Annotated in this window: 11 protein-coding genes; 6 read left to right on the top strand and 5 right to left on the bottom strand. The window is 73.5% G+C overall.

Features of this window, described 5'->3' with window-relative positions:
* Position 1: 1 nt before the first annotated feature.
* Both CLT75_RS18035 and CLT75_RS18030 read right to left on the bottom strand, forming a co-directional pair.
* On the bottom strand, positions 2-808 hold the full coding sequence (locus CLT75_RS18035; RefSeq protein ID WP_135241676.1) for a hypothetical protein: 807 nt from the start codon (positions 806-808) through the stop codon (positions 2-4).
* Positions 809-889: 81 nt separating this feature from the next.
* Positions 890-1,708, bottom strand: a complete 819-nt coding sequence (locus CLT75_RS18030) for an SURF1 family cytochrome oxidase biogenesis protein (protein ID WP_135241675.1) — start codon at positions 1,706-1,708, stop codon at positions 890-892.
* Between the two features lie 134 nt (positions 1,709-1,842).
* Here CLT75_RS18030 and CLT75_RS18025 point away from each other — a divergent pair, with 134 nt between their 5' ends.
* Together CLT75_RS18025 and CLT75_RS18020 are read left to right on the top strand one after the other, a co-directional pair.
* Positions 1,843-3,213: a cobyrinic acid a,c-diamide synthase CobB gene (locus tag CLT75_RS18025; RefSeq protein WP_135241674.1), complete on the top strand. Its 1,371-nt coding sequence runs from the start codon at positions 1,843-1,845 to the stop codon at positions 3,211-3,213.
* A complete protein-coding gene (locus CLT75_RS18020; protein ID WP_135241673.1) occupies positions 3,210-3,779 on the top strand; it encodes a GNAT family N-acetyltransferase in 570 nt (189 codons plus the stop codon). Before CLT75_RS18025 ends, CLT75_RS18020 begins: the two co-directional genes overlap by 4 nt.
* A 122-nt stretch (positions 3,780-3,901) precedes the next feature.
* Here CLT75_RS18020 and CLT75_RS18015 read toward each other — a convergent pair whose 3' ends face one another.
* The gene (locus CLT75_RS18015) at positions 3,902-6,034 is read right to left on the bottom strand and encodes a transglycosylase domain-containing protein (RefSeq protein ID WP_135241672.1); all 2,133 of its coding nucleotides are present in this window, start codon (positions 6,032-6,034) and stop codon (positions 3,902-3,904) included.
* Between the two features lie 121 nt (positions 6,035-6,155).
* Here CLT75_RS18015 and cobC point away from each other — a divergent pair, with 121 nt between their 5' ends.
* From cobC to CLT75_RS17995, 4 genes are all read left to right on the top strand, one after another.
* Positions 6,156-7,238: an Rv2231c family histidinol phosphate aminotransferase CobC gene (gene cobC / locus CLT75_RS18010; RefSeq protein ID WP_135241671.1), complete on the top strand. Its 1,083-nt coding sequence runs from the start codon at positions 6,156-6,158 to the stop codon at positions 7,236-7,238.
* Complete coding sequence (gene cobT / locus CLT75_RS18005) at positions 7,238-8,308, top strand: nicotinate-nucleotide--dimethylbenzimidazole phosphoribosyltransferase (RefSeq protein WP_135244052.1); 1,071 nt, start codon at positions 7,238-7,240, stop codon at positions 8,306-8,308. The genes cobC and cobT overlap by 1 nt, the downstream gene beginning before the upstream one ends.
* Positions 8,305-9,600, top strand: a complete 1,296-nt coding sequence (gene cobA / locus CLT75_RS18000) for a uroporphyrinogen-III C-methyltransferase (RefSeq protein WP_135241670.1) — start codon at positions 8,305-8,307, stop codon at positions 9,598-9,600. The genes cobT and cobA overlap by 4 nt, the downstream gene beginning before the upstream one ends.
* Positions 9,601-9,830: 230 nt before the next feature.
* Positions 9,831-10,967 carry an IS110 family RNA-guided transposase gene (locus CLT75_RS17995; protein ID WP_486485212.1) on the top strand — a complete coding sequence of 379 codons (1,137 nt, stop codon included), beginning with the start codon at positions 9,831-9,833 and terminating at the stop codon, positions 10,965-10,967.
* Between the two features lie 194 nt (positions 10,968-11,161).
* Here CLT75_RS17995 and otsB read toward each other — a convergent pair whose 3' ends face one another.
* Positions 11,162-13,762 (bottom strand): trehalose-phosphatase, encoded by a 2,601-nt coding sequence (otsB, locus tag CLT75_RS17990; protein WP_135241669.1) that lies wholly within the window; start codon positions 13,760-13,762, stop codon positions 11,162-11,164.
* Positions 13,759-15,159 carry an alpha,alpha-trehalose-phosphate synthase (UDP-forming) gene (locus CLT75_RS17985; RefSeq protein ID WP_013288079.1) on the bottom strand — a complete coding sequence of 467 codons (1,401 nt, stop codon included), beginning with the start codon at positions 15,157-15,159 and terminating at the stop codon, positions 13,759-13,761. Before CLT75_RS17985 ends, otsB begins: the two co-directional genes overlap by 4 nt.
* Between the last annotated feature and the right edge of the window lie 131 nt (positions 15,160-15,290).

Below are 15,290 nucleotides of genomic sequence, written 5' to 3'. Positions count from 1 at the left end.
CTCAGCCCGCCGACAGCGACCGGGCGTAGTTGACCTGGTTGTTGAGCTGCTGCACCTGGAACTGGTCGGTCACCGGGATCCGCGCGACGTACTGGTGCCCGCCGCTGCTCACCGTCACCTGCACGGTGCCGTAGTGCCGCGTCTCCTTGATCAGCAGGAACAGGAGGCTGAACACGGTGAGGCAGAAGAAGCCGAGGATCGCGGCGACGACGGCCCACGGCGCGATCTTCTCCTCCTTCTGCCAGTAGTCGGTCACGTACCAGGAGGCGCCGGCGAGCGGCAGGACACCGGCCGGGGTACGGATGACCGGCGGCGTCACCACGATCTCGGCGATCTGCACCGCCACCGCGGACTGCGTCGGCGGCACCGGCCCGGCCGGCGGGTACGGCCCGGGCGCGCCCGCCGGCCCGTGGAACGGCGCGACCGCCCCGGCGGGCGCCATCGGCGGCGCGGAGAACTGCGCGGGCGGCGCGGAGAACTGGGCAGGCGGCGCCGAGAACTGCGCGGGTGGCGCGGAGAACTGCGCGGGCGGTGCCGAGAACTGCGACGCGGCCGGGAACTGCGCGGTGGCCGGTGGGGCGGAGAACGGCGGGGCGGAGAACGGCGGCGCGGAGTGCGGCGGCGCGGAGTGCGGCGGGGCCGCCGGCGTGGCGGGGAACTGCGCGGTGGGCGCCGGGGCGACGGGTGCGTCCGGCGCGGCGATCACCGGGAACTGCTCGGTGGGCGGCGCGACGGCGGGCGGCATGGCCGACCACGGGTCGTACGCGGGTGGCTCGGCGGCCGGGGGCGTCGTGGCGTCAGAGGTCACCGCGACCCCCACGATTGACGATCATCCGCGGACCCTACAACGTCCCCGCTGCCCGGTGTGTCCACCGGGAGGGCACCGTGTTCAGGCGGAGGTGGGGGTGGCCGGCTCGGCGGCGCGGTCCACCGGCTCGCCCGGGGTGTCCAGCCCGGCCCGGCGGCGGGCCTCCCGGCGGGCCACCCAGCCGTAGCCGAACAGGCTCATCACCGCGAAGATCCACCACTGCCACACGTAGCCGAAGTTCTGCCAGTTGTTCGTGTGCCCGATCTGGACCGCCTGGAAGGCCGGGTCGGCTGCCGGCGTCTGACCGTCGAGCAGCACGTAGCCGCCGGTCACCGGGTAGGGGAGCTGCTCGGCCAGACGGGGGATGTCGATGCGCCGGGCCTCCAGCTTGCCGTCGCGCCGGCTGACCGCGCCGCCGCCGCTCTCGCTGCCGACCACCCGGCCGGTCACAGTCACCTCGCCGGGCGGCGCCGCCGGCACCTCCGGCTGGACTGTCGCGCCGGCGCCCGGCACGGGCGGGATCCAGCCCCGGTCGACGAGCACCGCGGTGCCGTCGGCCAGCACCAGCGGGGTGAGCACCTCGAAGCCGACCGTCCGGTCGACGGTCCGGCCGCGGATCAGGACGGTGTTCGCGCTGTCGTACCGGCCGGTGGCGGTGACCCGGCTCCAGGTGAGTTCCTCGGACGGCGCGGGACCGACGTCGCCGCCGCTGGGCGCGGGGAGCGCGTCGCGCAGTGGCGCGGGCGTCATGGTGGCTCCGGCGTCGATGCGCTCGTTGACGGCCGTGCGCCCCCGGTAGCGGTCCAGCTGCCAGTTGCCCAGGAACACCATCACCGTGGCGGCGACGAGCGTGAGCGCGAGGTAGCCGAGCCAGCGCGGGGTCAGCAGGAACCGGTACACGTTGGCCAAGGCTACCCGTATGAGCGATGCCACTCGCCGCTGCCAGGCAGAAACGGCGGTGTGCGCGGCTCTCGCGCGCCGGGCCGGACGGGTATGGTCACGCGGGCGGAAACCACCCACATCAGGAGTCGATGATGACCGACGTGCCGCGCGTCGTGCTGAGTGCGCCCTCCTCGGGGCACGGCACCGGCGCCGTCTCCCTCGGCCTGCTCGCGGCGCTCACCGACCGGGGGATCCCGGTGGCCGGGTTCAAGGTCGGGCCGGACCAGGTGGACGCGGCGTATCTGGGGCTCGCCGCCGGGCGCGCCGGGCGCACGCTGGACCCGAGACTCGTCGGCCCGGAGCGGATCGCCCCCCTCTTCGCGTACGGCGCTGACGGCGCCGGGTTCGCGCTGGTGCAGGGCACGATGGGCCTCTACGACTCGGTCGCCGGTCGACCCGAGAGCGAGTCCACGGCGGCAGTCGCCACCGCGCTGCGCAGCCCGGTGGTGCTCGTGGTGGACGTGGCGGCGATGGGCCAGTCGGTGGCCGCGCTGGTGCACGGCTTCCGGGCGTACGACGACGAGCTGTGGCTGGGCGGCGTGATCCTCAACCGGGTGGCCTCGCCCCGGCACGAGGCGCTGCTGCGCGAGGCGCTCGACGACGTGGGCGTGCCGGTCTACGGGGCGCTGCGCCGGCACGAGCTGCCCCCGGTGCTGCCCGCCCGCCGGTACGGCACCGGGCCCGTGGTGCGCGCCGACGCCGACGCCGGACGCGGCGTACGCCGGCTCGGTGAGGCGGTGGCCGCCACCGTCGACCTCGACCGGCTGCTGGCGCTGGCCCGCTCCGCGCCCGCCCTCACCGTCGAGCCGTGGTCGCCGGAGCCGGCCGACGCCCCGCAGCCGTCGGGGGAGCGGCCGGTGGTGGCGCTCGCGGGCGGACCGGCCGGCGCCTACAGCCACCCGGAGACCGCCGAGCTGCTGCGTGCCGCCGGGGCCGAGGTGGTCACGCTCGACCCGCTGCGCGACGAGGCGCTGCCCGCCGGGGCCCGCGCGCTCGTCATCGGCGGCGGGCTGCCCGAGACGTACGCGGAGCAGCTCTCCGCCAACCGCCGCCTCTGCATCGCGGTGGCCGAGCTGGCCCGCTCCGGCCGCCCGGTGATCGCCGAGGGCGCGGGCCTGCTGTGGCTGGCCCGGGAGCTGGACGGCCTGCCCATGTGCGGGGTGCTCGACGCGGTCGGCACGGTCCGGGACGGCCTGGTGGTCGGCTACCGCACGGCCACCGCGGTCACCGACAGCGTGGTGGCGGCGGCCGGCACCACGGTGACCGGGCACAAGCAGCACGCCGCAGTGCTCACGCCGCGCGCCGGTGACCGGCCGGCCTGGCGCTGGGAGGGTGGCAACCCGGAGGGCTTCGTCCGGCAGGCGGTGCACGCCTCGCAGCTCGTGCCGCACTGGGCCGCGCATCCGGACATCGCGGCCCGGCTGGTCGCCGCCGCGCTGGCACCGGTGGGGGCGTCGGCGTGATCGGGCAGGTGGCGGTACGCCGCTTCCCGGCGCTGACCGTCTCCACCCCGCGCATCGAGGTGCGGCATCTCGTCGCCGCCGACGCGGAGGCGATGGACGAGGTGTTCGCCGACCGGCAGACGCAGCGCTGGCTGCCGCTGGCCGACGCGTCCGGGCAGATCGACGGGCGGGCGTGGTGCACCGAGCTGGCCCGGCAGCGGCGGGACAGCGGCGACGGCGACCACTGGGCGGTGGTCCGCCGGGAGGACCAGCGGGTGGTCGGCTCGCTCTGGGCCCGCCGTACCGACTGGGGCGCCCGGCTCACCGAGTTGTCGTACGCGATCGCGCCGCACGCCCGGGGCTACGGCCTGGCGGTCGAGGCGGTGGACGCGGTCGCCATCGCGCTGATCCTGGAGCACGGGTTCCAGCGGGTGGAGCTGCGGGTGGCGGCCGGCAACGTGGCGTCGCGGCGGGTCGCCGAGAAGGCCGGTTTCAGCTACGAGGGCCTGCTGCGCAATGCCGGTTTCGTCCGGGGTGCCCGGGTCGACCTGGAGCTGTGGTCCTTCGTCGCCGCCGACCTCCGCTGACCTGCTTCTCAACGTCGATCAAGGAGTTCGCGTCTGCGGATCGGGCGATCCCTGACGCAAACTCCTTGATCAACTACCCGGGCGCACCCCCGGGCGGAACAGGGTGGTGGGTGGTGGGTGGGTCAGCCGACTATCTGGTCCGAGGGTGGGGTGAACTGGCGGGTGGGCTGGCCCTTCAGGGAGTCCCGCAGGGTCTGCGCCACCGCGTTCACCGGGATCTGCGACTGCCCGTCACCCACCGCGTTGAACGGATTGTCCGGGTCGGCGATGAAGCTCGCCGCCGCCAGCTCCGGCGTGTAGCCGACGAACCACGCCGACCGGGTGCTGTCCGTCGTACCCGTCTTGCCGGCGACCGGGCGGCCCACGGTGCCCCGCACGCTGTCGGCTGTCGACCAGCCGCCGCAGCTCCCCTTGGCCGGGGTGTCGCCGGTGGGGCAGCGCGCCGCGTCGGTGGCGGCGCGGGCCGCGTCGGCGTTCACCACCTGCCGGCACCGCGGCTTGGCGACCTCCCGCTGCACCCCGCCGGCAGTGGTGTACGTGGCCGGCGTGCCGTCCCGGTTCATGATCGCGTTGACCGGGATGGCCTCGCAGTAGCGCCCGTCGGCGGCGATGGCGGCGTACGCGTTCGCCATCTCCAGCGGGGTGGCGTCGGAGACGCCGAGCGTGAACGCGCCCCACTTCTTCGCCTTGCCCGGCGACGCCTGTTCCTTGTCCACGTCGGTACGCCAGCGCAGCCCCAGTTGCTCGGCCAGGCGCACCCCGGCGTCCGCGCCGATCTTCTCCTCCAGTTGGACGAAGTACGTGTTCACCGACTTGCCGAACCCGGACCACATGGTCTGCCGGCCGGTCATCGCGCCGCTGGCGTTTGACGGGGCCCACCCGTCGTAGACGGCCGACTTGTACGTGTACGGCGAGTCGTACGCGGTGGACAGCGGCATCCCGGCGTTGAGCGCGGCGAGCATCGGGAACATCTTGAACGTCGAACCGGCCTGGTAGCCCGGTAGCGTCCCGCCGCCGAGCAGCGGCGCCACCGTGTTCGGGTAGTTCGCCTTGACCTTCGGACCGGCCTCCGGGTTCGAGCTGTTCGGGTTCTCGGCCAGGTCCAGCGAGTAGTTCCGGTTCACCGCCATCGCCTTGATCCGCCCGGTGCCGGGTTCGGCGACCACGATCCCGTTGGCGAACGGGCTGCCGGTGTTGTCCTTGGCGCCGACGTTCTTCTCCGCCGCCGCCTGGGTCTTCGGATCGAGCGCGAGCACGATCCGGTAGCCGCCGCGGCGCAGCTTGTCCATCCGTTCCAGCCGGTTCTCGCCGAACGCGGGCTGGGAGCTCCACCAGTTCTTCAGGTAGTCGCAGTAGAAGCCCCAGGCGCGGTGGCCGCCGTCGATGGCGGCGCAGTCGTTGGGCGGGGTGGTCAGCTTCAGCTTGATCGGCTGGCCCTTCGCCGCGGCGGCGGCATCGGGCGACAGGTAACCGAGGCGGGCCATGTTGTCCAGCACGTAGTTGCGCCGTCCGGTGGCGTCCTTCTGGTCCGAGGTGATCGGGTCGTACTCCGACGGCGACTTCACCAGCCCGGCCAGCGTGGCCGCCTCGACCGGGGTGAGCGTGGCCGGGGTCTTGGAGAAGAAGATCTGCGAGGCGGCGTAGATCCCGTACGCGCGGTGACCGAAGTAGGCCGAGTTGAGGTAGCGCTCCAGGATCTGTTCCTTGCTCAGGTGCTTCTCGATGTCCAGCGCCATGCGCATCTCCTTGACCTTGCGCAGGCTGGTCTGCTGGGTCGCCTCCTGGACCTCCTTGGGCGTGGTCGCACTGTCCCGCAGCGCCATCCGCACGTACTGCATGGTGATCGTCGAGGCACCCTGGGAGACGCCGCCGGATCGGGCGTTGGACACGAAAGCACGCGCCACGCCCTTCGGGTCCACGCCGTGGTGCTGGTAGAAGCGGTTGTCCTCGGCGGCGACGATCGCCTGCTGGATGTTCGGCGACATGTTCTCGATCTTGGTGTACTGCCGGTACTCCTCGTAGAACATCGTCAGCACCGTCTTGCCGTCGGGCGCGTAGACGTACGAGGTCTCGGCCGGCAGTGCGGTCTTGAGGATGCTCGTCTTCTGTTCGATCGCGTGCGCGGTGGCCTTGGCCCCGATGCCGGTGACGGCGACCAGCGGATACAGGGCGGCGGCGACCACGATGCCGGCGATCAGCCCGGCGCGGAGAAGGGGAACAAGACGGCCAGCGGAAGCAAGGGGACGACTGCTCACGGGGTCAAGCTATGACATTTCCGATTCGGAAATGAGAAGAACTCATAAACCGGCGGACCGTGACGCGACCCACGCCGGGATGCGCTGTCCCGGGCGGCGGCTACCCGGCAGGATCGCGGACATGCCCGCAGCACCGACCGGGAGCGCCGCCGCGCTCGACGAGCCCGACCTGGGCCACCACGGGGACGCCGAGGCCACGCCCGGCCTGGTGGACCTGGCCGTGAACGTGCGCCGCGCCCCGATGCCGGACTGGCTCGCCGACCCGATCACCGCCGCGCTGGGCGACCTGGCCGCGTACCCGGACCCGGCGCCGGCCCGCGCCGCCGTCGCTCACCGGCACGGGCGACCCCCGGAAGAGGTACTCCTCACCGCCGGCGCCGCCGAGGGCTTCGTCCTGATCGCCCGCGCGCTGTCCGGCGTCCGCCACCCCGTGGTGGTGCACCCGCAGTTCACCGAGCCGGAGGCCGCGCTGCGGGCCGCCGGGCACCGGGTGGACCGGGTGCTGCTCGACCCGGCCGACGGCTTCCGCCTGGACCCGGCCCGCGTCCCCGGCGACGCCGACCTCGTCATGATCGGCAACCCCACGAACCCGACCTCGGTGCTGCACCCGGCCGACACGATCGCCGCGCTGGCCCGCCCCGGCCGGGTGCTCGTGGTCGACGAGGCGTTCGCCGACACCACCGCCGCGCCCGGCGTCGACGGCGAGCCCGAGTCGCTCGCCGCCCGCCGCGACCTGCCCGGCCTCGTGGTGGTGCGCAGCCTCACCAAGACCTGGGGCCTGGCCGGACTGCGGATCGGCTACCTGCTCGGCGACGCCGCGCTGCTGGCCCGGTTCGCCGCCGCGCAGCCGCTCTGGGCGGTCTCCACCCCGGCGCTCGCCGCCGCCACCGCCTGCGCCGCGCCGGCCGCCGTCGCGGCCGAACGCGCCATCGCCGCCGAACTCGCCGCCGACCGCGACCACCTGGTGGCCCGCCTGTCCGGCCTGCCGGGGGTACGCGTGGCGGGCCGGCCCGCCGCCGCCTTCGTCCTGATCCACGTGGCCGGCGCCGCCGACGTACGCGAGCGGCTGCGCGCACACGGCTGGGCGGTACGCCGGGGCGACACCTTCCCCGGGCTCGGCCCGGACTGGCTCCGGATCGCCGTACGCGACCGGGGCACCACAGACGCGTTCATCGAGACGCTGGCACGGATCCTGGAGGCATGATGCTGGAGTCCACAGTCGCGGCGATCCGGCCGCTGGACGAGGTCGCCATGGCGGCGGCCCGCGAGTTGCAGGGGCGGCTGACCAAGCCCGCCGGCTCGCTCGGCGCCCTGGAGCCGCTCTCGGTACGCCTCGCCGGGCTGGCCGGCGCCTGCCCGCCGCCGCTGCCCGAGCCGGCCGCGGTGGCGATCTTCGCCGGTGACCACGGCGTGCACGCCCAGGGCGTGACCCCGTGGCCGCAGGAGGTCACCGCCCAGATGATCGCCAACTTCCTGGCCGGCGGCGCGGTCGTCAACGCGTTCGCCCGCCAGGCCGGCGCCTCGGTCACGGTGGTGGACGTCGGCGTGGCCACCCCGATCCCGGGCGCCGAATCCGCCGACCCGGCCGGGCCGCGTCTGGTGTCCGCGAACGTCCGCCCCGGCACCCGCGACATGACTGTCACCGCGGCGCTCACCCGGGACGAGGCCCGCACGGCCGTCGAGACCGGCATCCGGGTCGCCGGCGAGCTGATCGACGCCGGGGCGGGCATCCTGCTCACCGGCGACATGGGCATCGGCAACACCACCCCGTCCGCCACGCTCATCGCCGCGTTCTCCGGCGTGGACGCCGAGGCGGCCACCGGGCGGGGCACCGGGGTCGACGACGAGACGTACGCCCGCAAGGTGGCTGTGGTGCGGGCTGCGCTGGCCCGGCACGAGCCCGACCCGGCCGACCCGCTGGGCGTGCTGGCCGCCGTCGGCGGGCTGGAGCACGCCGCGCTGACCGGCCTGATCCTCGGCGCCGCCGCGCGCCGGGTGCCGGTGCTGCTCGACGGCGTGATCGCCGTCAGCGCCGCGGTCGCCGCCGCCGCGTTCGCGCCGGACGCCGTGGGCGCCATGGTCGCCGGGCACCGCAGCGCCGAGCCGGGCGCCACCGCGGCGCTGCGGCACCTCGGCCTGGAGCCGCTGATCGACCTGGGGCTGCGGCTCGGCGAGGGCACCGGAGCGCTGCTCGCCCTGCCGGTGGTCACCGGCGCGGTCCGGGTACTGCACGAGGTCGCCACGTTCGACTCCGCCGGGGTGGCGGAGAAGTGACCGAGCCGGCCGGGCCGACGCCGCCCAGCCCGTACCCCCTCGGGTTGCGGCTGGACGGACGGCGCGTGGTGGTCGTGGGCGGGGGAGCGGTCGCCACCCGGCGGGTTCCCGCGCTGCTCGACGCCGGCGCGGACGTGCTGCTGGTGTCGCCCGAGCTGACCCCGGCGCTGCGCGCGCACGTCGACGCCGGGCGGCTGCACTGGGAGCCGCGCCGGTTCGTCCCCGGCGACCTGGACGGCGCGTGGCTGGTCCAGGTGGCGGTGGACGACCGGGCCGCCGCCGCCGCGGTCAGCGCGGCAGCGGCCGAGCGGCGGATCTTCTGCGTACGCGCCGACGACCGGACGGCGGCGAGCGCGTGGACCCCGGCGGTGACCCGGCACGGCCCGGTCACCGTGGCGGTCCTCGGCGGTGGCGACCCCCGCCGAGCGATGGGCGTCCGCGACGCCGTGCGGGATCTGCTGGGCGCGCGGACGGGCCCCGGCTTCCCGCCGTCGCCCGAGGCGGGAGGCGCCGCCGGGGGACGGGTCGCGCTCGTCGGCGCCGGACCGGGTGACCCGGAGCTGATCACCGTGAAGGGGTGGCGGCTGCTCACCGAGGCCGAGGTCGTCGTCGCCGACCGGCTCGTGCCCGGCCTGCTCCTGGACGAACTGCGGCCGGACGTCGAGCTGGTCGACGCCTCCAAGATCCCGTACGGGCCGTCGCGTGCCCAGGAGGAGATCAACCGGATCCTGGTGGACCGGGCGCGGGCCGGCAAGGTGGTGGTACGGCTCAAGGGCGGCGACCCGTACGTCTTCGGGCGTGGTGGCGAGGAACTGCTGGCCTGCGCCGAGGCGGGCGTGCCGGTGACAGTCGTGCCCGGCGTGACGAGCGCGATCGCGGTGCCCGAGGTGGCCGGCGTGCCGGTGACGCACCGGGGCGTGGCGCACGAGTTCACAGTGGTGTCCGGGCACCTCGCGCCCGACGCGCCCGCGTCGCTGGTGCGCTGGGACGCCCTGGCCGGGCTGCGGGGCACGCTCGTGATCCTGATGGGCCTGAAGAACCTCGCCGCGATCAGCGCCACGCTGATCGCGTACGGCAAGCCGGCGGAGACTCCCGCCGCGGTGATCCAGGAGGGCACCACAGCCGCCCAGCGGATGCTGCGCTCCACTCTGGGCGCGGTCGCCGCCGACGTGGAGGCCGCCGCGCTGCGCCCGCCCGCGATCGTGGTGCTCGGCGACGTGGTCCACGCCCTGACCCCGCCGCCCCCGCCTGACCCGTCGCCCTCGCGCCCTCGCCCGACGCCGCCCGCCTGATAGCGCCGACGCTTCTATAAGTGGGCCGGTTCCGGGAGGTTGGTATCGGTAGGGTTCGACGTTGGTGATCTATGAGTGACTCATGCAAGATCTGGCCGCCGTCAGTTGGTGTGCCGTGGCGTCGACGTGTCCTCGTGGATTGCCGGCGTCGGCCCGGCCCACCTTGTTGGCCTGATCAGAAGCCTGTCCGCGGAGGGTGTGCAGCCCGTGTCGCGTGACTCATCACAGATGTGCCGCTGGTTGATCGTCTCCCGGGCCGACGCCGTCCGAACGTCGTCCCGTGCAAGGGAGAACCGTCCGTGTTTCCTATCCTGGCAGAACGTCTGGCCGAGCGTGTCGACGCGGTCATCGGTGTGGATACCCATACCGATACGCACACCGCCGTGGTGCTCACTGTGGTCGGGACCGTGCTGGCGGAGATCACCGTGCCGGCCACCAACGACGGCGCCGCTGTGCTGCTGGCCTGGGCCGGCCGGCAGACGACCGGGCTGGGAACGGGCCGGCGGGCCTGGGCCCTGGACGGCGCTCGTTGTCACGGTGTCGGTCTGCTGCGCGTCCTGCGTGCCGCGGGTGAGGACGTCCTGGAAGCACCTAAACCCGCTGCGGGGCGCTGCCGTCGAGGCGGCAAGTCCGATGCGCTGGACGCCGTGCACGCCGCTCGTGGCGTGCTGGCCGCCGACCACGTCGCCTCACCCCGCGCCGACGGCGACCGGGAAGCCCTGCGCCTGCTGCACGTCTGCCGCCGTCACTACAGCGACACCCGCACCGCCACCATCAACTTGTTCAAATCGGTGATCCTCACCGCCGACGACGACCTACGCGCACAGATGCGAGGACTGAGCACCCTGCGGCAGGTCCAGCACGCCACCACCCTCACCACCACGAGCAACGGCAGCGGTCTCGACCGGGTGCGCCGCACTCACCTGGCAGCCCTCGCCGAGCAGATCCAGACCCTCGACCAACTCCTGAAAGCCAACCTCACCGAGATCCGCACCCTGGTCGACAAACTCTGCCCCACCCTGCTCGACCAACCCGGCATCGGCCCCGTCACCGCCGCGATCGCGCTGACCGCCTGGTCACACCCCGGCCGGTTCCGCAACGAAGCCGCCTTCGCCTCACTCGCCGGCGTCAGCCCCGTCCCCGCCAGCTCCGGCCGCATCACCCGCCACCGCCTCAACCGAGGCGGCGACCGCACCCTCAACGCCGCCCTGCACACCATCGCCAAAACCCGCCAACGATGCCACCAGCCCACCAAGGACTACATCAACCGCCGCACCACCGAAGGCCGCACCCCAGCCGAGATCACCCGCAGCCTCAAACGCTACATAGCCCGCCAAATCTGGCGCACCCTCGAAGCCACCACTTGACACCAACCTTCACAGATCTTGCACTTGGCGCCCGCCAGGTGCCCGATACGGCCCATTTGCCGGGGCAGAAAGTGCAAGATCGCCGGGGCCGGGGCCGGGGCCGGGGCCGGGGCCGGGGCCGGGGCGGGGCGGGTGGGACGGGGACGGCGGCGGGGACCGTGGGTCCCCGCCGCCGTCTACGTGCTTCGGTCAGGTCACTGCTTGAGCATGTTGTCCAGCAGCAGGGCGCAGCGGATCAGGCCGAGGTGGCTGTACGCCTGCGGGTGGTTGCCCAGCCCGCGCTCGGCCAGCGGGTCGTACTGCTCCGGCAGCAGCCCGGTCGGCCCGGCCGTGTCGACCATCTGGGTGAACAGCTCCTCGGCGTCGCTGCGGCGGCCGGTGCGCAGGTACGCCTCGATCAGCCACGACGTGCAGATGTGGAAGCCGCCCTCCCGGCCGGGCAGGCCGTCGTCCCAGTGGTACCGGTAGACGACCGGGCCGCTGCGCAACTCCGCCTCGATCTTGAGCACGGTGGAGAGGAAGCGCGGGTCGTCGCCGGCGAGCAGCCCGGAGATGCCGATCCACAGCGACGAGGCGTCCATCTCCTCGTACCCGTAGGCGACGCTGTACGCCTCGGCCTCCGGGTGCCAGCCGTGCTCCAGCACGTTCGAGGCGATCCGGTCGCGCAGCTCGACCCACTCGGGCCGGTCCTCGCCGCCGTGCCGGCGGACGACGTGCAGCGCGCGGTCCACCGTCATCCAGAGCATGACCTTGGAGAAGACGTGGTGCCGCGGGGGGAGGCGGGCCTCCCAGATGCCGTGGTCGGGCTCGTGCCAGCGGCGGCGTACCGCCTCGACCATGTTCTCCAGCACCCGCCACTCGTCGTCGCGGATCGAGCCACGGGCGTCGGCCACCGCCGCGATCAGGTCCGCGACCGGGCCGAAGACGTCGAGCTGGAGCTGGTGGTTGGCGAGGTTGCCGACCCGTACCGGCCGGGAGCCGGCGTAGCCGGGCAGCGTGTCGATGACCGCCTCGGCGCCCAGCTCGAAGCCGTCCACCGTGTAGAGCGGGTGCAGCCGCTCCGGGTGCCCGCCGGTGCGGTCGACCACGCCGTCGATCCAGCGCAGCAGCCCTTCGGCCTCCTCGGTCGAGCCGAGGTCGACAAGCGCGCGGGCGGTCATCGCGGCGTCCCGCAGCCAGCAGTAGCGGTAGTCCCAGTTGCGGACACCGCCAAGCTCCTCGGGCAGCGACGTGGTGGCCGCGGCGAGGATCGAGCCGGTCGGCTCGTGGCAGAGCCCGCGCAGCGTCAGCGCGCTGCGGGCGACCAGGTCCCGGGCGGTGGCTGGTAGCCGCAGCGAGGCCACCCAGTCCTTCCAGGGCTGCTCGGCGGCGGCCTGCCGCTCGTGCACCGGCAGCCGGTGCGGCTCCAGGCTCTGCGTGCCGAAGCGCAGCTCCAGCACCACCTGGCCGCCGGCCGCGGACAGGTCGACCACCGCCTTCGCGGTCTCGTACCCGGCGTCGTTGGTGACCTCCCACTCGACGCCGGGGGAGTGCAGCGCGACCGGCTCATTGGAGCCGAGCACCAGCAGCCCGTCGTCGAGCGGCTGGAGCTGCACCGCCACCTGACCGAACTCGGGGCGCGGCGCGAACTCGACCCGGGCCCGCCCGGTGCCGCTGAGCACCCGGACCAGTGTCGAGTCGCCGCTGACCACTGCGGGGTCGTCCGGCGTGGTCTCCCGTACCGGAAGGTCGAGCCAGTCGGTCACGGTCAGGCCGGACCAGCGGGTCTCGACGGTCATCGTGTTGCTGCGGTAGCGCTGGCCCAGCGGGATGCCGCCGCGCTCCGGGCCGACCGTGAAGTGCCCGGCCGGGCTGCCGCCGACCAGGTCGGCGAAGATCGCCGCCGAGTCGGGCTTCGGGTGGCACAGCCAGGTGATCTTGGCTTCCGGAGTGACGAGCGCGACGGTACGGCCGTTGGCGAGCATCGAGTGCCGCTCGATCGGCACCGCCCGCTCGCCGAACAGCCAGTGCCGCCGCGTCTCCAGCAGCAGCCCGAGCGCCCGGGCCGCCTCGATCGGCTCGGCCACCCGGTAGTCGGCGCGGGTCTCCCCGGGGCCGATCTTGATGCCGACGTCCGGCCCGGCCAGGTTGCCGAACGCGTTCTCGTCGGTGACGTCGTCGCCGATGAACAGGACCGCGCTCGCGGCGAGCTGGGTACGGAGCTGGTCGACGGCGGTGCCCTTGTTCGTCACCACCACAGACAGCTCGATGACCTCCTTGCCCTGGGTGACTGTCACGCCCTCCCAGGTCGCGGGGCCGTTGCGGACCGCCTCGACGGCCCGGGCGGCGACGTGCGGGTCGACGCCGCGGGTGTGCACGGCGACGCTGGCCGGCTTGCGTTCCAGGCGGATGCCGGGGTGCTCGGCGGCGATCTCGCGCAGCGCCTCGCGGAGCCGGTGCCGGACCGCGATCAGCTCGGGGGTGAGCCGCTCGACGAAGCCGATGTCGAACTCCGAGCCGTGGCTGCCGACCAGGTGCACCTCGCTCGGCAGCCGGGAGAGTGTGGCCAGGTCGCGCAGCGCGCGGCCGGAGACGACCGCGACGCTCGTCTGCGGCAGTGCGGCGAGCGCGCGTACGGCTGCCACCGACTCGGGCAGCGGCACCGCCTTGCTGGGGTCCTCGACGATCGGCGCCAGCGTGCCGTCGTAGTCGCAGGCGACCAGGAGTTGCGGAACCCGGGCGATACGGCCGATGGCGGCACGCAGTTCGGGGTCCAGCACGCCGCCGTGGGCGGCGGCGGGGGCGGGCGAGGTCACGCAGCCTCCGTATCGGGGACGCCGAGCTCGCTGAGGAACGACTTGGCCCAGTGGCCCACGTCGTGGCTGCGCAGATGGCGCTGCATGACGCGCATCCGGCGGCGGGCTTCGGGCTTTTCGACATGCACGGCCCGCAGCAACGCGTCCTTCACCGCGTCCGGGTCGTGCGGATTACACAGGAACGCCTGGCGCAGCTCTGTCGCGGCGCCGGCGAACTCACTGAGCACGAGCGCGCCGCCCTGGTCGGCGCGCGATGCGACGTACTCCTTGGCCACCAGATTCATTCCGTCTCGCAGCGGGGTCACCATCATCACGTCGGCCGCGACGTACATCGCGGCCAGTTCGGAGCGACTGTACGACTGATGCAGGTAATGCACTGCAGGCACGCCGACCCGGCCGAATTCACCATTGATCCGGCCAACCTCGCGTTCCACCTTCACCCGAAGTGCCTGGTAGTGCTCCACGCGCTCGCGGCTGGGCGTGGCGACCTGCACCATAACCGCGTCCGGAACTGTCAACTTTCCGTCAGCGAGGAGTTCGCGGAAGGCCTTCAGCCGGAGTTCGATGCCCTTGGTGTAGTCGAGCCGGTCGACGCCCAGGATGATCGTCTTCGGGTTGCCCAGCTCCTCGCGGATCTGCTTGGCCCGGGCCTGGATCGCCGGATCCTCGGCCAGCCGTTCCATCTCCTTGGTGTCGATCGAGATGGGGAACGCGCCGGCCTTCACCTGCCGGCCGTCGACCTGGATCATCTGGCCCTCGTAGCGCAGGCCGAGCAGGTGCCGGGCCAGGCGGACGAAGTTCTGCGCCGCCAGCCGCTGCTGGAAGCCGACCAGGTCCGCGCCGAGCAGTCCACGCAGGATCTCGGTGCGGAACGGCATCTGCATGAACAGCTCGATCGGCGGGAACGGGATGTGCAGGAAGAAGCCGATCCGCAGGTCCGGCCGCAGCTCGCGGAGCATCGCCGGCACGAGCTGGAGCTGGTAGTCCTGGACCCAGACCGTGGCGCCCTCGGCCGCCACGTCCGCCGCGGCCTCCGCGAACCGGGCGTTCACCAATCGGTACGCCTCGCGCCAGCGCCGCTTGTAGGCCGGCGTCTCCACCGCGTCGTGGTAGAGCGGCCAGATCGTCGCGTTCGACTGGCCCTCGTAGTAGCGCTCCAGTTCCTCGGCGCTCAACGGCACCGGGTGCAGCCGGATGCCCTCCAGGTCGAACGGCTCGGGCGCGGCGCCGGTGCCGCCGGCCCACCCCACCCAGGTGCCCTGGTGCTCGGCCAGCACCGGGTGCAGCGCGGTCACCAGCCCGCCGGGGCTGCGCCGCCACTGCCGTCCCTCGGGTGTGCTCACCTCGTCGACCGGCAGACGGTTGGCCACTACGACAAAGGAGCTACGGACGGTCACGATCGGCCACCTCCGGGTACTGACGGGTCCACCGCGATGAGCGTACTGAGCGTAGCTGCGGCGTCTGATCCCCCGTGCCGGAGTTACCTACCCGTCCCAGAACCGCCGAACCCACCGCGTGATCTTGTCGA

It is taken from the genome of Micromonospora sp. CNZ285 (genome assembly GCF_004637285.1).
This window is presented reverse-complemented; position numbering and strand designations above follow the sequence as displayed.